This window comes from Psychroserpens burtonensis DSM 12212 (genome assembly GCF_000425305.1).
Lineage (GTDB): Bacteria > Bacteroidota > Bacteroidia > Flavobacteriales > Flavobacteriaceae > Psychroserpens > Psychroserpens burtonensis.
The window spans coordinates 29,050-55,388 of record NZ_AUDE01000026.1 but is presented as its reverse complement, the minus strand read 5'-3'; the positions used below and the strand labels follow the sequence as shown (position 1 = coordinate 55,388).

At 34.1% G+C, this 26,339-nt stretch carries 25 protein-coding genes; 3 read left to right on the top strand and 22 right to left on the bottom strand.

Annotated elements, in window-relative coordinates:
- Positions 1-11: 11 nt before the first annotated feature.
- The 9 genes from H593_RS0112325 to H593_RS0112290 all read right to left on the bottom strand — a co-directional run bounded on the left by H593_RS0112325 (position 12) and on the right by H593_RS0112290 (position 8,514).
- Positions 12-476: a DoxX family protein gene (locus H593_RS0112325; RefSeq protein WP_028872730.1), complete on the bottom strand. Its 465-nt coding sequence runs from the start codon at positions 474-476 to the stop codon at positions 12-14.
- Between the two features lie 101 nt (positions 477-577).
- Positions 578-2,110, bottom strand: a complete 1,533-nt coding sequence (locus H593_RS0112320; RefSeq protein WP_028872729.1) for a cryptochrome/photolyase family protein — start codon at positions 2,108-2,110, stop codon at positions 578-580.
- Between the two features lie 115 nt (positions 2,111-2,225).
- Positions 2,226-3,536, bottom strand: coding sequence for a DASH family cryptochrome (locus H593_RS0112315; RefSeq protein ID WP_028872728.1), 1,311 nt, complete (start codon positions 3,534-3,536; stop codon positions 2,226-2,228).
- The gene (locus H593_RS20525) at positions 3,506-3,655 is read right to left on the bottom strand and encodes a DUF2256 domain-containing protein (RefSeq protein ID WP_084142324.1); all 150 of its coding nucleotides are present in this window, start codon (positions 3,653-3,655) and stop codon (positions 3,506-3,508) included. Before H593_RS20525 ends, H593_RS0112315 begins: the two co-directional genes overlap by 31 nt.
- Positions 3,648-5,072 (bottom strand): SDR family oxidoreductase, encoded by a 1,425-nt coding sequence (locus H593_RS0112310; RefSeq protein ID WP_028872727.1) that lies wholly within the window; start codon positions 5,070-5,072, stop codon positions 3,648-3,650. Before H593_RS0112310 ends, H593_RS20525 begins: the two co-directional genes overlap by 8 nt.
- Before the next feature lie 83 nt (positions 5,073-5,155).
- Entirely contained in the window at positions 5,156-5,770 is a 615-nt protein-coding gene (locus H593_RS0112305) for a flavin reductase family protein (protein WP_028872726.1), read from the bottom strand.
- Positions 5,770-7,080 (bottom strand): ABC1 kinase family protein, encoded by a 1,311-nt coding sequence (locus H593_RS0112300; RefSeq protein ID WP_028872725.1) that lies wholly within the window; start codon positions 7,078-7,080, stop codon positions 5,770-5,772. The genes H593_RS0112305 and H593_RS0112300 overlap by 1 nt, the downstream gene beginning before the upstream one ends.
- Positions 7,081-7,090: 10 nt before the next feature.
- Positions 7,091-7,747, bottom strand: coding sequence for a TetR family transcriptional regulator C-terminal domain-containing protein (locus H593_RS0112295; protein WP_028872724.1), 657 nt, complete (start codon positions 7,745-7,747; stop codon positions 7,091-7,093).
- Positions 7,748-7,857: 110 nt separating this feature from the next.
- Positions 7,858-8,514, bottom strand: coding sequence for an MIP/aquaporin family protein (locus tag H593_RS0112290; RefSeq protein WP_028872723.1), 657 nt, complete (start codon positions 8,512-8,514; stop codon positions 7,858-7,860).
- Positions 8,515-8,626: 112 nt separating this feature from the next.
- On the opposite strand from H593_RS0112290, the gene H593_RS0112285 reads away from it, so the two are divergent.
- Positions 8,627-9,475 carry a DUF2911 domain-containing protein gene (locus tag H593_RS0112285; RefSeq protein WP_028872722.1) on the top strand — a complete coding sequence of 283 codons (849 nt, stop codon included), beginning with the start codon at positions 8,627-8,629 and terminating at the stop codon, positions 9,473-9,475.
- Between the two features lie 54 nt (positions 9,476-9,529).
- Here H593_RS0112285 and H593_RS0112280 read toward each other — a convergent pair whose 3' ends face one another.
- The 11 genes from H593_RS0112280 to H593_RS0112225 form a co-directional block, all read right to left on the bottom strand.
- Positions 9,530-10,516, bottom strand: a complete 987-nt coding sequence (locus tag H593_RS0112280) for a Gfo/Idh/MocA family protein (RefSeq protein ID WP_028872721.1) — start codon at positions 10,514-10,516, stop codon at positions 9,530-9,532.
- Positions 10,497-12,200 carry a sodium:solute symporter family protein gene (locus H593_RS0112275; protein ID WP_028872720.1) on the bottom strand — a complete coding sequence of 568 codons (1,704 nt, stop codon included), beginning with the start codon at positions 12,198-12,200 and terminating at the stop codon, positions 10,497-10,499. The genes H593_RS0112280 and H593_RS0112275 overlap by 20 nt, the downstream gene beginning before the upstream one ends.
- A 159-nt stretch (positions 12,201-12,359) precedes the next feature.
- Complete coding sequence (locus H593_RS0112265; protein WP_037052303.1) at positions 12,360-14,885, bottom strand: PIG-L family deacetylase; 2,526 nt, start codon at positions 14,883-14,885, stop codon at positions 12,360-12,362.
- 370 nt (positions 14,886-15,255) lie between these two features.
- Entirely contained in the window at positions 15,256-15,519 is a 264-nt protein-coding gene (locus tag H593_RS19185) for a VOC family protein (protein WP_245585050.1), read from the bottom strand.
- Between the two features lie 4 nt (positions 15,520-15,523).
- Positions 15,524-15,730, bottom strand: a complete 207-nt coding sequence (locus H593_RS0112255) for a hypothetical protein (RefSeq protein ID WP_028872718.1) — start codon at positions 15,728-15,730, stop codon at positions 15,524-15,526.
- A gap of 6 nt (positions 15,731-15,736) precedes the next feature.
- Positions 15,737-16,279 carry a mechanosensitive ion channel domain-containing protein gene (locus tag H593_RS0112250; RefSeq protein WP_028872717.1) on the bottom strand — a complete coding sequence of 181 codons (543 nt, stop codon included), beginning with the start codon at positions 16,277-16,279 and terminating at the stop codon, positions 15,737-15,739.
- A gap of 52 nt (positions 16,280-16,331) precedes the next feature.
- Positions 16,332-17,267 (bottom strand): hypothetical protein, encoded by a 936-nt coding sequence (locus tag H593_RS0112245; protein WP_028872716.1) that lies wholly within the window; start codon positions 17,265-17,267, stop codon positions 16,332-16,334.
- Between the two features lie 34 nt (positions 17,268-17,301).
- Entirely contained in the window at positions 17,302-17,889 is a 588-nt protein-coding gene (locus tag H593_RS0112240) for a Maf family nucleotide pyrophosphatase (protein WP_028872715.1), read from the bottom strand.
- A 2-nt stretch (positions 17,890-17,891) separates the two neighbouring features.
- Positions 17,892-18,809, bottom strand: coding sequence for a geranylgeranylglycerol-phosphate geranylgeranyltransferase (locus tag H593_RS0112235; protein WP_084142323.1), 918 nt, complete (start codon positions 18,807-18,809; stop codon positions 17,892-17,894).
- Between the two features lie 128 nt (positions 18,810-18,937).
- Positions 18,938-19,468 carry a KdsC family phosphatase gene (locus H593_RS0112230; protein ID WP_028872713.1) on the bottom strand — a complete coding sequence of 177 codons (531 nt, stop codon included), beginning with the start codon at positions 19,466-19,468 and terminating at the stop codon, positions 18,938-18,940.
- Between the two features lie 4 nt (positions 19,469-19,472).
- On the bottom strand, positions 19,473-20,258 hold the full coding sequence (locus tag H593_RS0112225; RefSeq protein ID WP_028872712.1) for a Rossmann-like and DUF2520 domain-containing protein: 786 nt from the start codon (positions 20,256-20,258) through the stop codon (positions 19,473-19,475).
- 76 nt (positions 20,259-20,334) lie between these two features.
- On the opposite strand from H593_RS0112225, the gene H593_RS0112220 reads away from it, so the two are divergent.
- The gene (locus tag H593_RS0112220; RefSeq protein WP_028872711.1) at positions 20,335-20,739 is read left to right on the top strand and encodes a group III truncated hemoglobin; all 405 of its coding nucleotides are present in this window, start codon (positions 20,335-20,337) and stop codon (positions 20,737-20,739) included.
- A gap of 608 nt (positions 20,740-21,347) precedes the next feature.
- On the top strand, positions 21,348-24,680 hold the full coding sequence (locus tag H593_RS0112215) for a cytochrome c biogenesis protein (protein WP_028872710.1): 3,333 nt from the start codon (positions 21,348-21,350) through the stop codon (positions 24,678-24,680).
- Positions 24,681-24,763: 83 nt separating this feature from the next.
- Here H593_RS0112215 and H593_RS0112210 read toward each other — a convergent pair whose 3' ends face one another.
- Complete coding sequence (locus H593_RS0112210; RefSeq protein WP_028872709.1) at positions 24,764-25,483, bottom strand: DUF3307 domain-containing protein; 720 nt, start codon at positions 25,481-25,483, stop codon at positions 24,764-24,766.
- The gene (locus tag H593_RS0112205; protein WP_245585049.1) at positions 25,480-26,154 is read right to left on the bottom strand and encodes a transcriptional regulator; all 675 of its coding nucleotides are present in this window, start codon (positions 26,152-26,154) and stop codon (positions 25,480-25,482) included. The genes H593_RS0112210 and H593_RS0112205 overlap by 4 nt, the downstream gene beginning before the upstream one ends.
- Positions 26,155-26,339 lie beyond the last annotated feature (185 nt).

Genomic DNA, 26,339 nt, shown 5'->3' with positions numbered 1-26,339 from the left:
TCTAAAATATATTATAAATCTTTTTTTAAATCTTTCGGTTTATTAATTTCTCCACCAAGAACTAAAGCAGCTGATATAATCATTAAATTTTTAATAATATACTGTCCTTCCAAAGTAGGAACAAAAATATTATTTGATTGAAAAGTAACCTCAGGAAGAAATACAAGAGGCATGAACGTACCTACCATTTGTAATAGTAAAAGTATAATCGCTAATCGTGTTGTTTTTCTAAAGAAAAAGAAAACGCCAATGACCACTTCCCATAATCCAATTACTATTAACCAGTTTTCTGCAGAACCGAAGGGCAGCCACACTACTGTTGCTTTTAGTAAACCCTCAGCAGATGAAAGACCTAGTGGTTTTAATATCCCGAACCAAATAAATATAATACCAAATGATAAACGAATGGCAGGTCTGCTAACGCTTCTCATAATTCTAATCGTTCTCCTATCAAGTTTGTAAAGAGTCTCTTTCATGTGTAAGTTTAATTTCTAATTCTATTAATAATTAATAATTAATAATTGAAATTTAATTTCAACTATTATACATTAACCAAACACTATGTCCTAAAGATGTATTAGTAATCATCTTGATGTTCTATAATATGTTGTGCTTTCTTTTTAATGTCTTGAAGTACCTGTTTATCCATTTTATCTAATAAACTATACATCATTCCCATTCTGAAATTTTTACCCAATTGTGGGCGTTTATCATCCAGAAAATTCCAGTATAAACTATTAAATGGACACGCGTCATCTTCAGTCTTTTTGCTTTTATTATAATGACAATCACTACAATAATTACTCATTTTATTGATATAGGATCCCGACGATACATAAGGTTTTGTAGCTATTTTGCCACCATCTGCAAATTGGCTCATACCTCTAGTATTAGTAAGTTGAACCCATTCAATGGCATCTACATAAATGCCCAAATACCAGGCATCAACCTCGTCTGGATGCGTTTGAGTAAGTAAAGCATAATTACCAGTAATCATTAAGCGCTGGATGTGATGAGCATAGCCATTATCTAATGAATTATTAATGGTTTTACTTAGGCAATTCATCTTCGTATCACCCGTCCAGAAAAAATCAGGAAGTGTATTATGATTGTCTAGTGTGTTTTTCGTTTTGTATTCTGGCATAAACGCCCAATACATGCCTCTCATATATTCTCTCCACCCAATTATTTGCCTAACAAAGCCTTCAACCTGAGATATATTAATGTCATCATCATGGATACGATAGTAATTCATTACCGTAGTCACCACATCCTTAGGAGAAATGAGCTTTATATTCATAGCAAACGACAATCGCGAATGAAATAAATACGCCTCATCGGTATGCATTGCATCTTGATAATCTCCAAAATGAACTAGCAATTCTTTACAAAAATATTTAAGTTGCTCTAAAGTTTGAACTCTATTAATAGGGTAGGAGAATGTTGACGTATCAAACCTACCAATTGTAGTGATTCCTGCAGTTTCTATATCTTTTTTCACTTCGGAAATATCATTTTTAAACAACAAGTAATTCGGAATAGGAACATCACCTTTCCATTTATTCCTATTACTCTTATCGTAATTCCATTTTCCCCCTTCTGGTTGACCGGCTACCATTAAGATATCGTGTTTTTTACGCATATCTCTGTAGAAATTCTCCATCAGATATTGCTTTTTACCCTTAAAGAAGGTTGCTAGATCATCTCGTTTGGTGTAAAAATGTTCTGAAGCAACCACAAGGGTCTCTTTATCTAAATTGTCACAAAAATCAGAAAGTTGTTTGTCTAGGCGATATTCATCGGGAGACATATATTCAAAACGCTCTACGTTATGCGATTTTATAAGCGTAGTTACATTAGCCACTAGGCTTTGAGTATTTTCTTTGTCGTTTATTTTAAAATAATCAACCGTGTGGCCTTGTGTTTTTAACTCTTCTGCGAATTGACGCATTGATGCAAAAAAACCAATGACTTTTTGAATGTGGTGTTTGACATAATCTGTTTCTTGACGCATTTCAAAAAGACAATAGATAACGTCGTCGTTAGGTTTATTAAACCACGAATGCTTGATATTGAGTTGGTCGCCAAGTATAAGTCTGAGTATTTTCATTTTTTTTAAATAGCTATAGGCGTTTTTATATGAGCTTCTAGCTTTGCTTTTTAATTAATTCTATTGCTACTCGTTGGATGTTTTCGTTTTTTCGACTTCAACTTCCATTTCATTTTTAGAACAGGGTCTCCTGAAGCCATAGTTGTTGAAACTTTCCATTGCTGTCATAACGTTCTGCCTGTAAATCCACATTAAATTTTCTGTCTCTTGGGTCATTTCCTACACCTGCGACATACATCCAATTTCCATAATTGCTATGTACATCATAATCGATAAGCATAGTCTCAAAATAGGCAGCACCAATACGCCAATCTAAGAATAACTCTTTGGCAAAAAATGAAGCTACATTTTGACGGCCTCTGTTACTCATCCATCCTGTTTTTTTGAGCTCAATCATATTAGCATTTACAAAAGCAGATCTTGTTTCTCCATCGATCCATTTTTGAACTTGACGGTCAGTAGATTTCCACTCATAGTCTTTATTCAAAATACCGCCAATCTTAAAAATATCATTTTGATGTTTTAGGGACACATATTTAAAATAATCTCTCCAAATTAGTTCAAAAATGAGCCAGTAGGTGGATTCGTTTTTGAAATAATCATCCTCAAATTCTCTAATTTTCCAATAAATTGTTCTTGCTGAAAGACTACCATTTGCCAGCCAAGGAGAAAATTTTGAGCTAAAGTCTGTGCCTATTAAACCATTTCTTGTTTTTTTATAGACTCCTAATTTCTTAGTTTCAAAAAAGTAGTCATTTAATCTGTCTGCAGCACTCGTTTCTCCGCCTTGAAACGGGAAGGCGGACTTGGGATGTGCTTCAAACGAATCAAAACCTAAATCATCAAGATTTGGAATATGAGTGTCATTTTCTAAACTGTCAATTTTTTCTATAGAATCGTTGTCTTCAGAAATTCGAATGCTACTGTATTTTTCAACTTTCTTTCTGAAAACAGTAAATACTTTGGGTATGTCAGAATATGACATATTGATGTCTTCTGGATGATATAAAAATTGATCGTAATAGTCATGAAATTTAATGTGGTCTGCAACAGTCAATTTTACGCCTTCTAAAACGGTCAGTTCTTCACTAGTCCACTCTGTTTGTAAATAAATAGAGCTGATGTCGTGTTGCTCGATAAGTGCATGGATCGTGGCTTCAGGTGTCTTTGAAAACACAAACAACTCAATATGTAGTATTTTGAGATTGGCTTTTAAATTTTTAACTGTTTCAATTAAAAATTGAGCTCTATATTTTTCTGTTTTTTTGAATCCAAATCTTGACATTTCATAATGTCTCGGATCAAAGCAATAACATGCTATTACAGATTTATGGTTTTTAATAGCGCCAGCTAAGACAGCGTTATCATGGACTCTTAAGTCATTTCTAAACCATACTAATCCTTTGTTGTTTTGTTTCTCCTGCATTTTTCACTACAATATTTTACGTTTTCCCAATTCTTTTCCCATTTTTTGCGCCAACTAAATGGCAAGCCACAAGTTTGACAGATTTTTGTTGGTAAGTGTGGCTTTTTATGTTTAGACATCTACGAGCTTGTTTATCATACCATTAAAAATAAACCCATGAAACGGAAAAACACTATACCAATAGAGTCGTCCCCAAAGTCCGCGAGGTCTAAACGTGGCGGTTTGTTTGAGTATGCCATCCTCTATTTTAAACTCTAACCAAGCTTCACCAGGAAGGCGCATTTCGGCATATAATAATAATTTTTGTTGTGTTTTATCAGCAAAGATGACACGCCAAAAATCAAGTGCATCTCCAACATCTAAATCTGTAGGGCTTGTTCTTCCGCGACGTAATCCTATACCTCCAAAAAGCTTGTCAATATATCCCCTTATTTTCCAAAGTATGGTTCCATAATACCAACCATTAGTTCCTCCTATACTCCAAATTTTGTCAATTGTTTTAGGAGCATCTGTGACTTGTCGTTCTTTATAATCCTTAAAACAACCGTATTTTGGAACATTAATATATTTGTGAAGTTGATTTCTTAAACGTCCGCTACTAACCATTGAGTCTTTCCAACTTGAGATAATACTATTCTGTTCAATTTTTTCAAAAGCAAGCGCAACCGCAGTCTTGTAGTCCATGGGATCTACATCTAGTAAACGATTAATATGGCTTGGTTTTCCTACGATTTGAACACCCATACTTTCCACCAGTGACGATGCTAATTTGTAAGATGTTGACGTTACGAAATACAACCAATACGATGATAATTTTGGAGTCATTACAGGAACCGTTAAAATGTATCTTTTTAATCCACGTACCTCTGCAAATTGCAATAGCATGTCTTTATAGGTGAGAACTTCAGGGCCAAAAACGTCGTAGGATTGATTGTATACCTCCTTACGACCAACACTGTTATGTAAAAATGAAAGCACATTTCTAACACCTAAAGGTTGTGTTTTTGTATCTAGCCATTTCGGCGCAATCATGAATGGTAACTTCTCTACTAAATCTCTTATGATTTCAAATGAAGAGCTTCCAGATCCAACAATAATACCTGCTTTGAAAACTGTTAAAGCATAATGATCAGAGGCTAATCTGCTTTCCACATTTTTACGAGATTGTAAATGTTTGGATAGATTGTCATCATTAGTAATGCCACTGAGATATATGACTTGTTTGACATTAGTTTTCTCTAGCTGCTGTTTAAAATTAATAGCACAACGTTCTTCTAGAGCTTCGAAATCTGTTGAAGAATTAGACATCGAATGAATAAGGTAAAATGCAATATCAATATCTTTTGGAATGCTGTGTAGTGTTTCTGGTTTTAAAAAATCGGCTTCAATAACATCTATAGTGTCATCTTCAATATAACTTTTGTCAGCTCTTAATTTATCACGAACAGCACAGACAACATGATGCTCACTATTGGATAATAGCGGAATTAACCGCTTGCCAATATAACCCGTTGCACCTGTTACGAGAATCTTCATTTATCGATTGTGTTTTTGATAGTTTCCGAGAGGGAAGCATCATGTTAGTTTTTTAAGTTCTTAAAAATGGAAATTGTCAAAATCTATTTAGGTCTTTGATAGTTAAACCGCGTATTTGACGGCGAAACAGCATAAGCGTCAAGCCCATTAATAGCTGCGACTTTTCCTTTTGATAGATTTATAAATCCGTCAGCTTCAAGTAGCTCGTCATTAACATGCAACCCTACAATTTTACCGATAACTAGAAGTGTTCCGTTTGCTTTGATATGGTATTCCTCAACAAACTCCATAGCCAATTGAACTGGAGCACTTTTTACAAAAGGTGCATGAAATTCTTTTTTATATTCTGAAATGAGTTGAGTTTTGTCAAATTCAGAAATATCAGAATCATATTTAGCAGATGTATGATGTGCGTCTTCTAAAATAGCGTTATGTATATGATTGATCGTATAAAAACCTGTGTTCTTGATGTTATTATATGTATGACGTGTTACCGTCGTTGGTCTACAAAAGAAACCTAACATTGGCGGATTTGAACCTATATGCGTAACAGAACTAAATACAGCAACATTTTCAATACCTTCATTAGATTTTGTTCCTAATAAATTAGCAGATTTATAACCAGAGCAACTATTAATTAAGTTAATTCGGTATATATAATCAAGGTTGTCAATGTCTTTATTAGTAATATACGCCATTATAAGGTTTTATAGTTATTTATTTTAATGTCCTTTGCTTTTAAATCAAACATTAAGTTATATAACCCAAAGAAGGTACGGTTAATATAGATGAAATGCGTAGATCCTCTATTTGCATTCATTTTTCTAAGTTCTGTACTTTTTGAATAGCGCTCACCTAATTCTGTTATTTTTCCGAAGAAAGTACCATCAGAAAAGTCGAATACATCAGCCTGCAACGGTTGTGTAAACAAACTCAACATTTCATAGAACATGTCGGTAAAAAATGCAATTTCTTTAGGCGTATCGTCTTCTCTTAATATTTCAAGCTGGTACAGTGTTTCAACAAAATATTTACGATCATTTATTTTATTGACATCAGCCAATTCAAAATAAGGTATATAAAATTCGTCAGGAATTATTTTCATACAACCAAAGTCTAATGCAATTAACCCAGCGTCTTTAGATACTAAGAAATTACCAGGATGTGGGTCTGCATGAACCTTTTTTAAAGTATGCATCTGGAACATGTAGAAATCCCAAAGGGCTTGACCTAATTTATCTGAGTGTTCTTGATTTGTGTTATATGCAGTAAATTCTGATAGATGCTCACCAGCCATATAATCCATAGTGATGATGCGCTCAGAGGATAACTCTTCATAATAACTAGGAAACGATAAATTAGGAATATGAGCACACTTGAGAGCGATTTCTTTACTTTGCTCAACTTCTAAAATATAATTTGTTTCCTCAATTAATTTACCTTCAACTTCCTTGAAGTACTTATCAGAATCTTTTCCTTTGATATTAAACATGCTCACAGCGATAGGCTTTATCATTGCAAGATCTGATGCGATACTCTCCGCAACTCCTGGATATTGGATTTTCACAGCAAGTTTCTTCCCATTTTTTTCTGCAATATGGACTTGTCCAATACTTGCAGCATTTACAGAAGTTGCGTTGAAGGTATCATATATTTCATTTGGCAATTTGCCAAAGTATTTTTTAAACGTCTTTAAAACCAGTGGAGGCGATAAAGGCGGAACAGAGAATTGAGCCAATGAAAATTTTTCTACATAAGCCTGTGGCAAAATACTTTTTTCCATACTCAGCATTTGTGCAACTTTAAGCGCACTTCCTTTGAGCTGTTTTAAACCATCATAAATGTCTTCTGCATTATTTTGGTTTAAACGATCCTTAGCTTCAATTTCAGTTTTTGTTAATTTATCTCCATAATATTTGAGATAATTAACACCAACTTTTGCTCCTGTTGAAACCAGTTTCGATGCGCGTTGAATTTTGGATGTAGGTATTTTGTCTATAGTTTTCATTAAGGACTGCTTAGTTCATTTGTATTTTTTCTTTGAAAATAAATTTCCCAAAGTCTATTAAAGTTCTTATCGGAGCAACGTTTAAAACATCAAAACTCGTATTAACCGATTTCTCGATAAAAATATCTGTCTTTTCAAATCCTGGAGAGGTGTCATCTATCCAAAACTTTAAGGTCAATAATAGTTGAAACCAAGCTGTCTCTTTGAGTCCCCGTTGTTGAATTCTATCAATTTGTTCTTGTTTAATTTCTATAAGATCAATCTCTAAACTGGCTATGTAATCAGTGAAAACACGTTTTAAATCTTTTAGTAAACTCAAACTTTTTAGGTCACTTTTATGATGCTCTAAGGCATACTTTACATAACTGCGGTTTGCGGTTAGATTTTCAAAGAATGTGAAGTAAAAACTTAGTAACTTGTTACGAGCATCAAAAGATTTATAGTCATCGCTTTTTTCAAGTACCGTAATTGTATTGTGATAAAAGGCGGTGAATACATGCTTTTCAACAGCTTCAAATGATCCAAAATGATCATAAAATTTTTGTTCTTCAAAGTTATTTACTTTTGCAAAAGCGTACACCGTTTTGGGCTGATGATTGTGCTCTAAGACATAGTCCATGTAGAATGAAATAATGTCATTTTTTGTTATGTTTTTTTTTTTTGCCATGACTAGTTGATTATGCAGTAAAGATACAAAATGTTTAACTATTAACTATAAAAGTTAAACAAAAATTAACAAGACATTACAGTTTAGGTAACATTTAAATAGCACGCGTTTTAACAGCAATTTTCCTCTTTAACAAAGGAACAACTCATAACTGCTAGAAATGCTCCTATAAAAGGAGCCGTTAAATAGAGCCATAAATGCTGTAAGTTTCCGGACACAAGAGCTGGAGCAAGAGATCTAATAGGGTTCATAGATGCTTTCGTCATAGGGCCAGCAAACATGGCTTCCAATAAAATCACAGCTCCAATAGCAATGCCAGCCATGGTTCCAATTTCTTTGCTTCCTGTTGAGACGTTTATGATCACAACCATTAAGAAAAATGTAAGCAGGATTTCTAATACAAAGGCTCTATAGGGTTCAAAACCTTGAGCGGGTAAGCTGCTACCTAATGTTTCACTCTGCGGAAATAGGAACAGTAGAATAAGGCAAGCTAAAAAAGCACCAATAGCTTGTGCAATAAAATATTTTGGGACTTCCTTCCATGGAAATTTATTTGCATAAGCAAATCCAAACGTCACAGCAGGATTAAAATGTGCTCCAGAAATATCGCCAAAAGCATAAATCATACTCATTACAATTAATCCCCAAGTCATAGCAATTCCCACATGAGTAATACTTCCTCCAGTAATTTCATTAATGGTCATTGCTCCACAACCACAAAATACCATTGCGAAAGTTCCAATCGTTTCTGCGTAATATTTTTTCATTTTATGTCGTCTTTAGAAGGCTTCTTTTAATTTAAGGTTTTCTTAACAAGCAACCCGTTTGCTAGTTTGTAAATTTACGTGAATTTAAAAAATAACCATTAAATCTAATACAATGAAAAAATTATTATTAATGTTTGCAGTGTTTGCTATGTCTTTCGCTACATATGCGCAAATTGAAACACCAGCGCCAAGTCCTTCTGCTAAGTTTGAACAAAAGGTTGGATTAACAGATATTACTATTGAGTATTCTCGCCCTAGTGTTAAAGGGAGAACAATATTTGGAGATTTAGAGCCTTTTGGAGGCATGTGGAGAACAGGCGCCAATAAAAACTCAATAATCACTTTTAGTGATGATGTTACTATTGCAGGTCAGTCAGTTAAGGCTGGATCTTATGCCATATTCACGAAATTAAATTCTGCTACGCAATGGGATGTTATGTTTTATAGTGATACAGAAAATTGGGGAACACCAGCAGAGTGGGATGATAGTAAGGTCGCTGCAACTGCTAAGGTTGATGTTATGAAAATGCCTATGAGTATTGAAACATTAACAATTGATATCAATAATATTACATCTACGGGTGGAACCATCGATATTATTTGGGAAACCTCTTATGCGGGTATTCCTTTTACTGTGCCAACAGATCAAACGGTTTCAACTGCAATTGATAAAATAATGTCAGGACCAAGTGCAGGGGACTATTACGCTTCTGCTGTGTATTACTTAGAATCTGGGAAAGACATTAAAAAAGCAAAAATGTGGATGGATAAAGCGATGTTCATGACTGAAAAGCCAGGATTTTGGCAAGTAAGACAGCAATCGTTAATTTATGCTGCTGCTGGAGATAAAAAAGGTGCCATCGATTTAGCTAAGAAGTCTATGGCTGCAGCTAAAGAAGCTGGAAATCAAAATTATGTAAAGCAAAACATGGACTCTCTTAAAGAATGGGGAGCAATGTAAGTTTTAATAAAATAATAAAAAAAAGACCTATTGAAATCTCAAAAGGTCTTTTTTTTATTTGTAGTTAAGACCTATTTGTAATCTAACAGTATCGAGTAGCCTAAGGAGTGTCCTACTGAAGTTAAACGTCATTATATCACTTTCTGTTTTGTGGTCTTTTAGAAGCTGGTTAAAATGAACAGTTTCGTAATAATATCCATTAGTGGTATAATCAAAGTTAGTAGTGCTTTCTTTCCCTTCGGAAATAAGCGTCACATTAGAAGGTTCTTGAAATCTTGAATTAATTTTAATGGTACCATATTCACAATAAAAAATAGCTTCTGTAGGCGTGTTTTGTAACAATGTGCTTTTTAAGCGTGCTTCTACACCATTATCATAACTAAACAACATTAAGCATGATGAATCTACGTCATTATCAAAAAATGTTGCTTTAGATTCAATATGAATGGGTGCTCCTAGAGTATATAATGCGGCAAAAATAGGGTAGATACCAATGTCCAATAAACTTCCGCCTCCAAGTGATTTATTAAATACTCTAGAAGTCATGTCTATCTCAGGTTTAAAACCGAAATCGGCCTCAATAGTAAGAACCTTTCCGAAAGTTTCATCTTTAATATGTTGTAATACAAATTGATAATGTGGTAAAAAATAAGTCCACATTGCTTCCATCAATAAAGTATGGTTTGCTTTCGCAGTTGCAATCATGTCATCAACTTCGCTCAAATTCATAGCAAAAGGTTTCTCACACAACACTGCTTTTTTATGAGTTAGACATAAAATGGAATGTTCATGGTGAAATACATGAGGTGTAGCGATATAAACAGCATCAATGTTTGGGTCTTTTACTAGAGATTCATAATCACCAAAAGCTATTTTAGCACTATATGTTAGAGCAAAAGCATTCGCTTTATCTTGATTTCTAGAAGCTACGGCATAGAGTTGTGCGTCTTCGATGTGTAATAAATCTTGCGCAAATTTATGGGCAATTTTACCAAGACCAATAATGCCCCAATTTATGGTTTTATGCTGCTGTGTAGTCATTTTTTGATGTTAATGATTGTATGAGACACGCAATAGCAATCACGATAGCACACCCAACAAAATTCAACCATAAAAAGGGTAAATTGATATATTCATATTCATTTAATAAAAATAGTCCGATAACTAATACCTGAGTAATTAAACCTGCCACAAATACTGCATTTCCTTTCACGAACTTGAAAAAGAAGCCTAAAAGGAAAATACCTAGCACATTTCCGTAGAAAATAGAACCGATGATATTTACAAGTTGGATTAAATTTTCCGCAAGATTGGCTACGCAAGCGACACCGATAGCTATAATTCCCCAAGCTAAAGTGAAAAATCGAGATGCTGTAACCATTTGTTTATCAGACTTTTTAGATGTGTTTCTTTTGTATAAATCCATAGCTGTGGTACTTGCCAAAGCATTTAATTCACTTGCGGTACTTGACATAGCAGCACTTAGAATTACAGCGAGTAATAAACCAATTAATCCTCGAGGCAGGTTGTGTAAAATGAAATTTAAAAATACATAATCCTTATCATTACTTTCTACTTTAATATTTTGAGAATCTCCAGCTTTATCTATTAAAATTCTAGCTTCTGCTCTTAAGGCATCACTTTGCGCATTATATTGTGCTATAACATCTGGATTGACTTTTTCGCTTGTATTTGAAAATTCAGTAATAGAAGCTTTTTTCATTGCGAAAACGTCATTTTGTTTTTCCTGAATAGCTTTGTACTCTGCTGCATATATAGAGTTTAAAACAATATCAGTAGCATTAGGATTGAAATTTAAAGGTGCTTGATTAAACTGATAAAACACAAAGACCATAACACCAACCAATAAAATAAAGAACTGCATTGGTACTTTTAGGAGTCCGTTAAACATCATTCCAATCTGCATCTCTTTCAATGATTTCCCAGATAAATAGCGTTGTACTTGACTTTGGTCGGTTCCAAAGTAAGAGAGCATTAAAAATGTACCACCAATAAGTCCGCTCCAAACCGTATAACGATTATCGAGACTAAATGAAAAGTCAAGAACTTCCATTTTACCACTTGCTCCAGCGATATCTAATGCTTTTGAGAATGTGATGCCTTCTGGAAGCTTATCAATAATTAAACAGAATGCGATAATCATTCCTGTAAAAATCACAATCATCTGATGTTTTTGGGTGACATTTACTGCTTTTGTTCCTCCAGAAACCGTGTAAATAATTACTAGAAATCCAATGATAACATTAAGTAACAATAAATTCCAACCTAACAAAGCAGACAGAATGATTGCAGGAGCAAAAATGGTAATACCCGCAGCTAATCCACGTTGAATTAAAAATAAAATAGCAGTGAGCGTTCTGGTTTTTAAATCGAATCTATTCTCTAGAAACTCATAGGCTGTATATACTTTAAGACGGTGATATAAAGGAATAAATACCATGCAAATTATGACCATGGCTATGGGTAAGCCAAAGTAGAATTGCACAAATCCCATCCCATCGTTAAAAGCCTGTCCAGGTGTTGATAAAAAGGTAATGGCACTGGCTTGAGTAGCCATGACAGATAATCCTATCGTGTACCATTTTGAGGTGTTTCCACCTTTTAAATAATCTTGAACATTTTTACTGCCTCGTGACTGGTATGTTCCGTAGACAACTATAAGTAACAATGTGCTAATGAGTACAATCCAATCTAATGTTTGCATTTTAAAAGGCTTTTGTGATGATGTAAAATGCGATGATATATACAATATTAGCAGCAAGTACTATGGTATACATTTTATTCCATTTGTATTTTTCCATGGTTGGTGGTTTTTGTGACTTTGACAAGATTAGTTACCAAATATTTTATAATCTATGGATGCTTAGTTTTTGATTTGTTCTGCGTCGTTCAAATCATTTTTACCTAAAGATAGTATATTAGCAAACAAGCGGTATGCTCCAGAAACACCAGCAGGAAACTCTCTAAAAAAGCTGAGACCTGTATAGATGTAATGTCCTTTTCCATATTTCGCAACTAGTAAGCTTCCTGTTTTAGGCGTTTCGCCTTCATCATTCATAGATAGAATGGGTATGAACTCACTAGACCATTCGTCAGGAAAATATAAACCACGTTCCTGCGTCCAGCCCTCAAAATCTTTTGCTGTTATTTTATTTGGAACATTTAAAACTTCGTGATTCGTTGCTAATAATTTAACATCTGCAAATTCATCAGTTACACGATCTCTTGAAAGTTTTAAGTTATAAGGCGCAATTTGATCCACTTTAATGCCACGACTTGTGTTGTATTGTACGATCATATTTCCGCCTTGTGCAACATAGTCAAACAGTAGTTCTTGTTTAAATTTTAATTCTTCTACAGTATTGTAGGCTCTAATTCCAACTACGATGGCATCAAAACGTTTTAAATTTTCTGCAGAAATATCTTCGGGTTTTAAAATAGCTACATTATAACCAATCTGTCTTAAGCTCTCTGGAACAATATCACCAGCACCTTCGATATAGCCAATATTTTGACCTCTTTTTTTGATGTCTAGACGTACGATTTTTGTCTCACTCGGCAATAAAACCGTTTGAAACGGTATGTGATCATAATCTATCTCAATAAGCTCTTTGGTGTATATCATATCTCCAATATGTACCATAGGTGTTAATAAACCCTCGCTTTGCTCTTTTGGAGGAATAACAGTAAAAATTAAACGCTGCTCTTGACCTCTATTAACGATAATTACTTTTTGCTTTTCAGGTAATACATTCCAGTTTTTTGGATGTGCAATTTGAACATAACCTTCAATATTATCTCTACCTGCTTTAATGATAACTTCAATATCTCGCTGTTTATCAGTATCAAGAATGATGACTTTTTCTGAAATTTTAGCAGATACTTCAGGGATGATTTCAAAAGGTTTGTACACTTCACCTTTTACGGGATCATTAGTTTTGTAAACAATGGCTTTCGTAAAAGAGATGTCAACGTTTTCAATATTTAAATTAAATGTAATATTGAGCCTTCTAGGTGTTTCAGGCTTGCCTATTAGGCTTTTGTCTTCAACGTCATACATTCCCAAAGTTCCTTTTTTTATTAACCAATAGGGAGTAGAAACTTGTTGGTCTGTTTTGATAGCTACCGTTTCTTTGAAATCAAAATCGGTATTATTATCTAATGTGATGTTTTTATCTATTTTAATCCCGTTAGGATTTATGATACTTGACAAAATAATTTTTGAAGCACTACGATTAATAATCTCTAAGTTTAAATCGATATTAGATCCTGCAGTGGCATGGTTCGAATTGACTGTAGCTTCTAGATATAAACCAGCACAAGCAGCGATAATATCTTTTATTTCCTTTGTTTTTATGTTTTTCCAGTGCTCATTTTTTAAATTATGAATCCCTTTATAAGCTCTAACTAGTTCTGATATAGACGCTGACGGGTTTTTGAAATCATAGTTTTTTTGAACAGCGTTAAGAATCTCTCCAATAGATTTTCCGCCTTCTAAACGATTCCATGAGGTGTCTATACCTTCAAATATATTGGTCTTGTCTGTTGGTAAATCTCCTTTTATGAGTTCAATATATTCTATTTGTGCGCCGCGACTTCCTGTACTACCAAATCCTTGAGATTTATGTTGACTGCGACTCAAAGCTGCAATTTCAGGATTACTTAATCCGCTACTCGGGAAGTATACGCCAGTATCGACCTCTAATAAGTTTGATTTATCTGCGTCGTCAAATTTTTCTTGACTTCCATAGAACCACCAAGATGTATTAAAAAATAAACGTTGTGGTTGCCAAATTTCGGTTCGTGATAATTGTTTTGGATACGCATTTTTGTCACTTACTAGATCAAAAGCTTCTACGCTTAACATCGCAGAACTTGTATGATGACCATGTGTGCTTCCTGGACTTCTATGATCAAAACGATTAATTATCACATCAGGTTGAAACTGTCTAATAGCTAAAACAACATCACTTAAAACTTCTTCTTTATTCCAAATAGCTAACGTCTCATCAGGATGTTTAGAATATCCAAAATCGTTTGCTCTTGTAAATAATTGTTCGCCACCATCTATACGACGAGCAGCAAGAAGTTCTTGCGTTCTAATTACACCTAATAGCTCTCTAATTTCTGGTCCAACTAGATTTTGTCCGCCATCACCTCGAGTTAACGATAGATAAGCAGTTCTTGCTTTTACTTCGTTAGACATATAGGAAATTAACCGAGTGTTTTCATCATCGGGATGTGCAGCAACATATAGCACAGAGCCTAAGAAATTCAACTTTTTTAGAGACTCATGAATCTCAGATGATGTAGGTTTTTTTGGTTGTTGGGCTGTTATTAGCGTTATTGAAAATAGGGATAAAAGCAGGAGATGTAATCGTGTCTTCATTGTTTGATATTTAGCTAGAATCAAATATAATAAAGTATGATAGGTGAGTCTGTGTTTTTAGATTTCTTTAACGTTAGAAAATAAAGGAAAATGACGTCTGTCTATTAAGAGTAGATAGGTTAAGCTACATGCGATCAGTCATGCTGTCTTACAATTTAAATATCGCAAACTTAGCAGTATCAATTATTTTATGAGCGTCTTGTGTAACACATTGATGAGTCGCCCGATGTTGAATTTTTACTGTTATACCCAATGTCATGTAAATAATTTTTTAATGAATCATATAGTTACTCTTCTTTCTAAACGGCTAACGCGTTACCTGAGTGGTCTGTAAGCTGAAAACGCCTTCCTCCAGGAAACAAAAATATATCTACAGAGATCGCACCACCAAGGGCAATGATTTTTGTTTGATATCTTTTAAATTTTCATTATGAATAATAACTAAGGCGTCATTTGTAATTGGTTTTTCTGTTTTTTCGAATCCACCAGTCAATCCACTATTGGAAAAGGAGGTGTAAGTTGGACCATAATCTGTAAACATCCAGCCAAATACTTTCGTATAGAATATTTTGATGCTTTCAAGGTTGTTGGCATACAATTCTATGTAATTGATGTGGCTGTTTGTTGGTGTCACACTGTTAGTGTTTATTGGTTCCTTTGCGATAAAAATAAATAGTTAAACTTAAAAAGGCTCCTGTAATTAAAAGCGCCATAATTGTTAGGTACGTGCGCTTTGAAACAATATCTGGAGCACTGGATGTTAGTACTCTATAGGTCTGCTTTATTCCTCCAAAGCAAAATATTCCGAAGAAAAAAGAAAGTAATTTATAAAACGTTTTACTCATAGTTTCTTAAATAGAATCACTCCCGTCATCATGAAGCCCTTCAATTGCGTCTTTCTCTAACAAAGTCACCGCTTTTTGGAGAATCAAATTATTAGGATATGTAACAAGATCTCCACTGTCTAATCTTAAGTGCAGTTGGAATGCTCTAATATCTTCTATAATGGCTTCAATTGGGAAATCTTTATCATGGATTTTGATTTTATCTCCTACTTTATATGGAAAAGAAAAGAACATAATAATTCCCGAAGTAACATTACTTAAAATAGACCAAATAGCGAAAAGTGCAATCCCTATAACCGCAAAAACAGAAGAGAATACAACTGCCATGTCTTTGAATTCTGCACCAAAAACAAAAGATTGAATTATTAAAGTTATAATAAACAGTGTTACAGTTATATATCTGCGTATTAGTTTAATACGAGCGTCGTTAACTCCGCTTTTTCTTCCCATTTTCTTAACGAGCTCGTGACTTATAAAACGAATCAATAGTATGATAAGTAGCACAAAACCAGTAATAATCAATTGAGATTTGTAAGTTTCAAAAAACATAAAGATGAGTTTAGTTGGTCATTCAAAGATATAGTACAACTTAAATAGTTTGCTATTTAAGTTGAAGAGTTTTGCGTAAATTTTCATCTGCATTTGAGTTTTTACTCCAATAAGCAGATTTGATGGTTTTAAGTTTTGTCGCTTTTGTTGTAAGCATTTTAGAACGTGCACCATAACCGTCTTTGTAGGTCTCTTCCCAGCTCGTTATGTCATAAGGGAATTCTGGATTATAATTAATGGTTAATTTACGATCAAGCCCATTGTAATAGATGATATATTGTCCGTCTTTATTAATCGCTTTTGCAAAATAGGGTTTCGTTTCTATATGCTTTAATCGAATATATTCCATGGACGGAATAATTTTTAACTCACCAGTAGGTAGGCTTTTAGGGTCTATTCGTAATTTTGTCCACAATTCATTTTCTAAAATGGCTTTATCTAAAGTGACCTCTTCATCTCCTTCACTTTCAAAATAACTGTATGATGTCATTTCAAATTTCCCACGATTATTAAGTTGCGAATAGACATGTCCGCACCATTCTTGCACAGAGCAACTTACTTTTAGTGCATGCTGGTTATTGCTCACAGGGTAAAACGTAGATTGCATTATAGAATACGGATACACACCAGTGTTGAAATTTTTCGTGAAATTTAATTTTAAAAGAGACGTATTGGCTTTGTCATAGCGATCTGCTTTGACTTGTTTTTGTGGGAGAAAATCTTCTGTAACAAACACTAAAACAGCGTTGCCATCTCGCATTTCTCCATAACGTGCTTGTTTTAATTGATAGGATGATATTTCTGCTTCTCCAGCATACCAGTAGTCTTTAAATTCTTGAGATGGTTCAAAGGCAGGTGACTTCGTAAGCGTTTGTGGTGCTTCGGAAATTGGCTCGCTTTGTAAGGCTTGGTCTTTTGGTATCGTATTGTCCCTACAAGACATAAATATTCCGAAGAAAACAAGTAATACTAAATAGCGTTTATTCATGGCTATAAATTTTGGTAAAATTACAAATCAAACCTTATAAAACCATGCTGTTTAACGTTTTGTAAAGGAGGTGTGTTGGCAGGCCTACGACGTTCGTGTAAGAGCCTTCAATACCAGTGATTCCTATTTGGCCAATCCATTCTTGAATTCCGTAGGCGCCAGCTTTATCATAAGGTCTGAAGGTTTTGACGTAATAATCAATTTCGTTTGTAGTGAGCGCATTAAAAGTCACTTTTGTAACAGCATTTACTGTTTTTTGAGATATTTTGGTGGTAAACGTAATAGAGGTAATCACTTCGTGAGAGGAGTTACTCATAGAGAATAACATTTGAAATGCATCATCGTAATCTTTAGGTTTTCCTAAGGCTTTATTGTTATGCCAAACAATAGTGTCACTAGTCACTAGAATGTCCTTGTCTTTCAATTCGTTTTTAAAAGGTTCTGACTTTAATTGAGCTAAATAATCACTAACTTCAGAATGATGTAATTTGTTTGGATACACTTCATCAATGGGCTTTAACCTAATCTCAAAATCTAATCCTAAATCTTTAAAAAATTGCTGACGGCGAGGTGATCCTGACGCGAGAATTAGAGTGTAATTTTTGAGTTTGTCTTGAATCATTTTTAAGTCGTTTTAATTATAAGAGGGTAAAGTAACAATGATAAAATCCCAAAAAGCATTACCAATTTATAAACCAAGCTAATTTGCTTGTAGTGAAAGTTGTCGGCAGCTCCAAAAATTTTTATGGTAGCATAGATTAAAGGCGCAATAACAAAAAGCAGGAAATAGCCAATTGCAATTGGTTGTGTATATAAATAAGTCACCATGAAATAAATAACAGCACCAATAGGTATCATACTTATGACAAACGCAATTTTGTTTGTACGCTCACGACCTAAAACGATGGGTAAGGTCGTCATGCCTGCTTTATAATCGCCATCAACATCTTGTATATCCTTGACCATTTCCCGAACTAAATTAATTAAGAAGGCGAAAATGGCATAATCAAAAATAATATCAAAAAAAGTGAGTTGAGTAGCTCTGTTTTGAGGGTTTATTGCTGGTAATAAATCAAAAATGCCAACAATAATTATACTCATTGCTACTAAAAAAGAGATGAGAATATTTCCAAATAATACCGTCCCTTTCAAATAAGACGCATATACATAAAGCGCTAAAGAAATAATAACAAAAATGGCAAAGAATGAACCCTGACCAATGCTTTGTGCTAAGAAAAAGCCTAGAATAATACCTGTAATATTTAGAGTAAAAAATAGATTATAGGCCAGGTTTTCTGAAACTTGTTTGCCAATAATGACTTTGTTGGGTTTGTTAATAGTATCTGTTTCAACATCGTAAATATCATTAATGATATTACCTGCAGCAGCGATACAAAGCGTCGTAATGACTAAAAGCGAAAAACCTAATGTATTTAAAGTTGTGGGTACGTCAAAAGATTCAAAAAGCGCATATTTGATAAGTACTTGTGCAATGATAATCAGTACCAGATTTTTCCAACGAATGAGATTTAAAATGTGCAATGTGCTTTTAGGTGTTAACTTGTATTATACTAATTTTGATGAGTGCTGAATTCTAAATGATCTTGAGTCTTCAGTCTTTTCTTTTTTAATCGAATCAGGTTTGCTAGAAGTTAAAGTTGAAACTTATACTAATCATACTTGGCATCAAAATTCCCGTCCCATTTGCCTTGCACTTTCATGATTTGCTCAATGATGTCTCGTACAGCACCTTGTCCACCTCCTTTGTGAGAAATATAATGGCTTACAGCTTTGACTTCTATGGCAGCATCTTGCGGACAAACAGCCAATCCAACTAATTTCATGACAGGAATATCTGGAATATCATCTCCCATATACAATACGTTTTTTGCCTCTATATTGTTGTTCGTCACATACTCATGAAATTGATTGACCTTTTGGTGAGCACCCAAATAAATATCTGTAATGCCCAGGCTTTCCAAACGTTTTTGCACACCAAGATTACTTCCTCCAGAAATAATACAGATGTTAAATCCAGCATCTATAGCTGTTTTAAGGGCATAACCATCTTTAATATTCATACGCCTTAGCATATCACCGTTGGTCATTACTGTAACAGTTCCATCTGTAAGTACACCATCCACATCAAAAATAAAAGTGGTAATGTGTTCTAGGTATTCTTTATAACTTTTATCGTCCATTTAATTATCTGTTTTTTTTAGTTGTTGCGCTTGTCGAAGCATGAGTTTTTTTTATCGAAGCAGTCATTAACTTGTAAATGTCTTTATGATGCTCATTATCGAGCATTTTTAAGTGTCTTTTAATTGTTTTTTTGTCGTTGCGTTTGGCAGGACCAGTTTGAGCTCTAAAAGGGGATAGGTTTTGAATTTTATTTGCAGTTTCTAAAATGAGAGGTTTGAGTAAATCAAATTCGGCACCTTGAGACTCTGTGATTTCATGCGCTACTCTAAATAATTGATTTGTAAAATTATTCACAAATACTGCTGCTAAATGTAAGGCAGCGCGTTGATCGCTATTGACCCGTTTTGTATGGTTTGAAATTGATTGCCCTAAGTCTTTCAACTGCTGATAATCTTTACGCATTAGGGTTTCTAGACATAATGGAACTTCTATAAAATTAATCTCTGCGCCTTTAGAAAACGTCTGTAACGGGTAAAAAATACCGCGTCTATTCTTTTTATCTATATCATAAGGACTTACACTCCCTGAAGTATGCACGACCAAGCGGTCTTCAAAGGGTAATTGTTCAGATAATTGAGCTATAGCATCATCACTAACTGCAATGATATAAATATCTGCTTCAACGAGTTGCGACAGATCATTTGTTAATAGCACTTCGCTGTTAAAAGGGCGCATGCTTTTTATGTCTCGATTGTACCATTGCTTGATGGTGACGTTTTCCGCAGAAAAAAAAGCCTTATATAAATGATGAGCAACATTACCTGCTCCTAAAATAACTATTGTAATCATACCGCTAAAATACAATAGAAATAAGAAATGATAATTATCATGCTTTAATTTATCTTGAGTAATTACATTTGTGGCTATGAACCAAGATATTAGTAATCGAGAGGATGTGTTTTTATTAGTGGATACGTTTTATAAAAAGGTACGTAAAGACAACATACTAGGACCTTTTTTTAATGAAATGATTAAAGATTGGGATGCGCATTTAGAGCACTTGACAACCTTTTGGGAAACGAGTTTATTTATAGCCAAAAAGCTGGATAAGAAGTACTATGGAAATCCGCTAGAAGCTCACGTAAAGGTAGATAAGTATTTTGATCATAGTATCTCAGAGCTTCACTTTGGCATTTGGCTCAACCTTTGGTATGAAACACTCGAAGAACTTTTTAAAGGAGATGTCACAGAAACTGCAAAACGTCGCGCCCGAAAAATGGGAACCTTTATGTACTTAAAGATTTTTGAGGCAAGACAAGCCAAATTATAATAGCGCTTTGATTTTATAAATAATACCTAAAACCTAGGGAAGTAAATTGACGACTGTATAGCTATTTAATATTTTTTTATTCTTACCCACTTATTGTAATGGTAATTCTTACTGTGCTTGCAGTTTGGGTATCTAAAAAATAACCAAAGCAGTCTATCGTGAACGTCAAACACGACTTATAGTATTGGAGAAAACCATGCGAGTAAAGCATATGAGTAACTATTTTTTAAGTAATAGAGCGTATCAACAAACTTGATTAATAAATTCACTGGATCATTATTCTAAATAATACTATACTTTTCGATAATTACTAAAATTAAGAGCAAACGATAGGCGGCGCCCTATATAAATAGTCACGATTACCTTTGCATAAAATAGAAGGTATGAGTAATTCTGAATGTAAGGTTTTGATTTCTAATGTTCGTTTTGTTTTAAGATAAATTGAAGATCAGAAAAGTAGATATGAGTTGATGAAATTACGACATCTAAATTCATATAAAGTAACTCACCACTAATATATATATTTAACACATTTTTGACACAATTTGTCCAATACTAAACGAACTAAATTAGTTATCTTTGAAAAACTAAAATGAACTTTTCTTGCTATGCAAAAGAAACTTGCTAATATTCTCTTTTCTACACGTCTAACTGGTATTTTATTTATTGTCTATTTTGTATCTATGATTATTGGTACGTTTATGGACGCTGGCCAAGATACATCTCCAACACCCTACTCAAGGTATTATATTTATAATTCCTGGTGGTTTGAGGCTATCCAGATGATGTTTGTTATAAATTTCATCGGTAATATCTTTAGATACAGGCTCTATAAAAAAGCGAAATGGGCTACATTAACACTGCATTTGTCTTTTATATTTATTTTTATAGGAGCAGGAATTACACGATATATAGGTTTTGAAGGTTGGATGCCAATTGGTGAAGGCGAAACAGAAAACACGTACCTTACAAGAGATGTTTTCTTAACCACGTTTATTGATGGCGATTTAGTTGTCAACGGACAACAACAAAGACGGGTAGAGCAGGAGCGTGTTGATTTTTCAGAACGATTGGATAATGATCTTACTTTAAATACAGAATACAACGGAACACCAGTAACCATCCAAGTTAAAAAGTTTGTAAAAGATGCAGAATTAGATATTATTCCAGGTGATGTTGGTGACGCTTACCTTAAATTGGTAGAAGCTGGGGATCAGGGCCCACATAGTCATTACATCAAGGATGGCGATAAAGATGGTGAGCTGATTCATAATATCGTATTTACACTAAATAGTCCAACAGCAGGTGCTATTAATATAACTACAAAAGACAATCTCATGTTTATAGAGTCCCCTTTTGAGGGAGATTATATGACAATGGCAACGCAAGTCACCGGGAAATTAGTGAAGGATTCGATTCAACCACTAAAATTAAGGTCACGTTATCAGGTTGCAAATATGGCGATCGTGTTTCCTAAGCCAGTGATGCAAGGAGAGTTTGGAGTTGTGAAAAAATCAGAGATGTTGCAAAGTCGAGAAGATGGTGTTATTGTCGACGTGACTGCTAACGGAGAAACTAAAACGGTCAATTTATTAGGTGGGCAATACGTCAACGGACGCTTTGAACAAGTCAAAGTAGGCGGTTTAGACATTGCCGTAAAATATGGTTCTATCGTTAAAGAATTGCCATTTAGTATTAAACTCAATGATTTTGTTGCGGATCGTTATCCGGGAACGGAAGATAATTTCTCTGCGTTCTCGAGTGAAGTCACAGTCATAAAACCTAACGAAACACCTTACGATTATAAGATTTTTATGAATAACGTTTTAGATGAGGAAGGCTATCGGTTTTTTCAATCTAGTTTTTTTCCAGATGAAAAAGGAACCAAGCTTTCTGTAAATCATGATCAATGGGGAACATGGGTCACTTATTTTGGGTATATGTTATTATACTTTGGTTTAATGTCTATTCTATTTAGTAAAGGAACTCGTTTTGCAGATTTAAAGCGCATGCTTGAAAAAGTGAAAGCGAGCAAAGCAAAGTTGTTAACGATTCTTTTACTTGCTTCGAGTATGGTCGGTTTTTCTCAAGAACATGGTCCAAATGATGGACACAATCATGAGACACCAGTGCAACAAGAACAATCGCAAGAACACTCAGCAAATGATGGGCACGATCATAAAACTAAAACAGTTCAAGAACATTTTGAAGGTGACGGTCATGACCATAGCGCAAAAGAAAGACCTAAGATTAAAATTGATCGCCCTTCAAAAGCAGAAATTGATTCTGTAATACGCTCTAATGTGACACCAAAATCACACTCAGATAAGTTTGGTGAGTTAGTGATACAAGATTATAGCGGACGCATGATGCCAATGAATACATTCGCTTCAGAAATACTTAGAAAATTAAGTAAACGTGATCACTATGAAGAGTTTGATGCTAATCAGGTGTTACTGTCCATGCAGGAGAGTCCCTTGTTTTGGTACAACGTACCCATCATTTATTTAGCAAAGAGTAAAGGCGATTCTATTCGTAAAATAATAGGTGTAGATAAAGATCAAAAGTATGTGTCTATCACAGATTTCTTAACCGATGAAGGGCGAAATAAAATAGGACCTTATCTTAAAGAGGCTTATGCTGCTGAAATCCCTAATGGTTATCAAAGTCAGTTAAAGGAAGCTTATGATCGTATGAGTCTATTGTTTAATACGCTTGATGGTCGATCAATTAAAATTTTTCCGGTCCCAAATGACGAGGTCAATACATGGATTTCACAAACCGAATACAAGGAAGACTATCGCGAACAAATTAAAGATACACTCTACGGAAAGTTTATTGAAAACAGTTTTGGTTTCTATATAGGAGAATTATATAATGCGAAACAATCGGGTGACTATAAACTTGCAGACAAACTGTTGACAGGATTTAAAAATAGTCAAGCTGAAGTTGGGAGCGAAGTCATGTTATCTGATGAAAAAGTAAAAACCGAAATCTTATATAATAAATACGACATCTTTAAAAAGTTGTATTCCTATTATATGCTAACTGGACTGGTGCTTTTTGTTTTGCTTATCATACAGATTTTTAAGTCAAAAAGTAAAGTCTTAGATGTGATTGTTAAAGGTCTAGGGGTTGTCATTTTTGTGTTATTTCTAGTTCATACAGGAGGTTTAATTGTGCGTTGGTATATCTCTGGGCATGCGCCTTGGAGTGACGCTTATGAGTCTATGATTTATGTCGCTTGGGCAACCATGTTTTTTGGTATTGCCTTTGGGAGAAAAAGTATGCTTACTCTTGCAGCAACTGCATTTGTGACTGCTATGATATTATTAGTGGCACACATGAATTGGATGGATCCCGCTATTGGTAACTTATCTCCTGTACTAGATAGTTATTGGTTAATGATTCATGTCGCAGTTATTGTAGCCAGTTATGGACCGTTTGCTTTAGGGATGATTCTAGGGTTGACCGTATTGCTATTAATGATTTTTACTACGGAAAAGAACAAAGATAAAATGTTGCTTAATATAAAAGAACTTACATTAATTAACGAAATGTCACTAACCGTTGGATTGGTCATGTTAACAATAGGGAACTTCCTTGGTGGAATGTGGGCCAACGAAAGTTGGGGACGTTATTGGGGTTGGGATCCAAAAGAAACTTGGGCATTGATTAGTATTATTATTTATGCCTTTGTTATTCATATGAGATTAATGCCAGGACTTAGAGGTCGCTTTGGGTTTAATCTTGGATCTATATTGGCATTTGCTAGTATTTTATTCACCTATTTTGGAGTAAATTTCTATTTAGCAGGTCTACACTCATACCAGTCAGGTCAACAGATTTTAAGCGTTCAATATATAGTCGGTACGCTTGCTGTCATAGCCGTGATTGCATCAGTAGCCTATTGGAAGTATAAGAAATATTACAGAAAATAAACACCTCATTTTTGTGAGCTTTTACTAGTAAAAAACAATCTCCTTCTTTATTCAAGGAGGAGATTTAGGTTTAATAGGCTTGTTTATAATTGGGTTATGAGGTAGTTGAATATAAGCCCTATGAGCATGGCAATTCCAAAACTGATGAGTGTTCCTATGAGCACATATTCGGTTAATTTTCTATCCTTAGTTCTAGAAAGATCACCAAATCTGAAAATTGATTTTGCTGCGAGTAAAAAACCTATACCTTCCCAAAAATTTAATACTACAAATAAAAACACAAAAAGGCGTTCTAGAATACCAATATAGGACCCAGCATGTTCTAGAGAACCATTTGTGTTTTTTTTGTTTTCTATATTCCATTTAGAAATAACGGTTTTCATAATTATAGATGACATGCTGCTGAGGCCTATAAAACAACAAGCGAGTAGTAATATACTAGTATAGTTATAAGAGGCGAAGTTACTAAGATAGGGTTCGTAGAGATTGACTACAAGTGCAATAACAACAAGGTGAGCTAATTGATCTAATCCAAAAAGTAAACGCTTATTTTTTTTAGTTTGGAGATGAAGTTTTGCGAGATCTATACCAAAATGGCTTACAATAATAATAAAAAATCCTAACCAGTAGCGTCTATCAAATTGCAAGGTCACTAAAAGAGCTGCGGTATGTATTGCAATATGCAGATACAGGTATTTTGATCTTTGTTTATGCTTGTTTTTATGCGTTACCCAAGATTGTGGTTGCAATAAAAAATCACCAATAAGATGTGCTAATATAAGTGATATAAAAAGTGCTATCATATCGCTTTTAATTTTGATTCGTAGTACTGGATTAGGGCTTTAAGTTCATCATAGCCACCACGTTTTAAACTCTGACTAATATTACCTTGAGTGGTCTCAAAATGACTTGCTAGTTGTTTCTGGTTCTTATTTGGATGTGTGAGTGTGTATGCAATAAGTTGCGCAGTAGTTTGTGTCCAGTTATTAAAGGTAAATGATGCCAAATAAAACATAAGATTTAGGGTGTTGTCCAAATCTATATGTGCTGTTTTTATAGCTAAAAGGTTCTTTTTTAGTGATTCAAAACAAGTGCCAGAGTTGATGAAGGCGGTTCCGTTAGATGAGGTAATGGTATCACTATTGTATGTTTTGTCTCCAATACCAATAGCGATTCTGAGGTCTAGATTTGCAGTATATTTTAAATATGCTTTAATAACGATTGCGGTATATAATGCACGCTGTGGTTCTATTTCTAGTTGAAAACTATCACCTCTGTAGATTTCCCAGTTTTTTGGAGTTGAACCAAAGGAGTTCAAAATAGTTTTGAGATGTGTCATCCAAAGTTGAGGTTGTTGTGCTCTGGAGTTTACAAGATCTGCTGTGATGATTGCTATAGTCATGATATAAATATATAATAATTTCTTTATAAATGCTAAAATATCATCTAAATAGCTAATATTTTTAAATATCATCTAAATAGCTAATAAGATTAATTATCAATTAAATAGCTAATAAACGAGAGTATTGGTTGTGTAAAGGGGTACTGATAATGTGAAATAATGCTTTCTTTGATTCCTAAACGGATATATAAATTAAATTCAAAGTTGTTCAATTTCCGAAGTAAAAGTGTTTAAGTTTTTAGTGATAAGGTTAGTAA

Coding starts and splice junctions, on each gene's coding strand:
- H593_RS0112280 (WP_028872721.1), bottom strand. CDS start 10,516: ATGACTACACAGCAGCATAAAACCATAAATTGGGGCATTATTGGTCTT.
- H593_RS0112275 (WP_028872720.1), bottom strand. CDS start 12,200: ATGCAAACATTAGATTGGATTGTACTCATTAGCACATTGTTACTTATA.
- H593_RS0112325 (WP_028872730.1), bottom strand. CDS start 476: ATGAAAGAGACTCTTTACAAACTTGATAGGAGAACGATTAGAATTATG.
- H593_RS0112290 (WP_028872723.1), bottom strand. CDS start 8,514: ATGAAAAAATATTACGCAGAAACGATTGGAACTTTCGCAATGGTATTT.
- H593_RS0112265 (WP_037052303.1), bottom strand. CDS start 14,885: ATGAAGACACGATTACATCTCCTGCTTTTATCCCTATTTTCAATAACG.
- H593_RS0112210 (WP_028872709.1), bottom strand. CDS start 25,483: ATGATAGCACTTTTTATATCACTTATATTAGCACATCTTATTGGTGAT.
- H593_RS0112305 (WP_028872726.1), bottom strand. CDS start 5,770: ATGGCGTATATTACTAATAAAGACATTGACAACCTTGATTATATATAC.
- H593_RS0112240 (WP_028872715.1), bottom strand. CDS start 17,889: ATGATTCAAGACAAACTCAAAAATTACACTCTAATTCTCGCGTCAGGA.
- H593_RS0112220 (WP_028872711.1), top strand. CDS start 20,335: ATGAACCAAGATATTAGTAATCGAGAGGATGTGTTTTTATTAGTGGAT.
- H593_RS0112300 (WP_028872725.1), bottom strand. CDS start 7,080: ATGAAAACTATAGACAAAATACCTACATCCAAAATTCAACGCGCATCG.
- H593_RS0112245 (WP_028872716.1), bottom strand. CDS start 17,267: ATGAATAAACGCTATTTAGTATTACTTGTTTTCTTCGGAATATTTATG.
- H593_RS0112225 (WP_028872712.1), bottom strand. CDS start 20,258: ATGATTACAATAGTTATTTTAGGAGCAGGTAATGTTGCTCATCATTTA.
- H593_RS0112230 (WP_028872713.1), bottom strand. CDS start 19,468: ATGGACGATAAAAGTTATAAAGAATACCTAGAACACATTACCACTTTT.
- H593_RS0112295 (WP_028872724.1), bottom strand. CDS start 7,747: ATGGCAAAAAAAAAAAACATAACAAAAAATGACATTATTTCATTCTAC.
- H593_RS0112310 (WP_028872727.1), bottom strand. CDS start 5,072: ATGAAGATTCTCGTAACAGGTGCAACGGGTTATATTGGCAAGCGGTTA.
- H593_RS0112255 (WP_028872718.1), bottom strand. CDS start 15,730: ATGAGTAAAACGTTTTATAAATTACTTTCTTTTTTCTTCGGAATATTT.
- H593_RS0112205 (WP_245585049.1), bottom strand. CDS start 26,154: ATGATATTTAAAAATATTAGCTATTTAGATGATATTTTAGCATTTATA.
- H593_RS0112285 (WP_028872722.1), top strand. CDS start 8,627: ATGAAAAAATTATTATTAATGTTTGCAGTGTTTGCTATGTCTTTCGCT.
- H593_RS0112215 (WP_028872710.1), top strand. CDS start 21,348: ATGCAAAAGAAACTTGCTAATATTCTCTTTTCTACACGTCTAACTGGT.
- H593_RS0112320 (WP_028872729.1), bottom strand. CDS start 2,110: ATGAAAATACTCAGACTTATACTTGGCGACCAACTCAATATCAAGCAT.
- H593_RS0112315 (WP_028872728.1), bottom strand. CDS start 3,536: ATGCAGGAGAAACAAAACAACAAAGGATTAGTATGGTTTAGAAATGAC.
- H593_RS0112250 (WP_028872717.1), bottom strand. CDS start 16,279: ATGTTTTTTGAAACTTACAAATCTCAATTGATTATTACTGGTTTTGTG.
- H593_RS20525 (WP_084142324.1), bottom strand. CDS start 3,655: ATGTCTAAACATAAAAAGCCACACTTACCAACAAAAATCTGTCAAACT.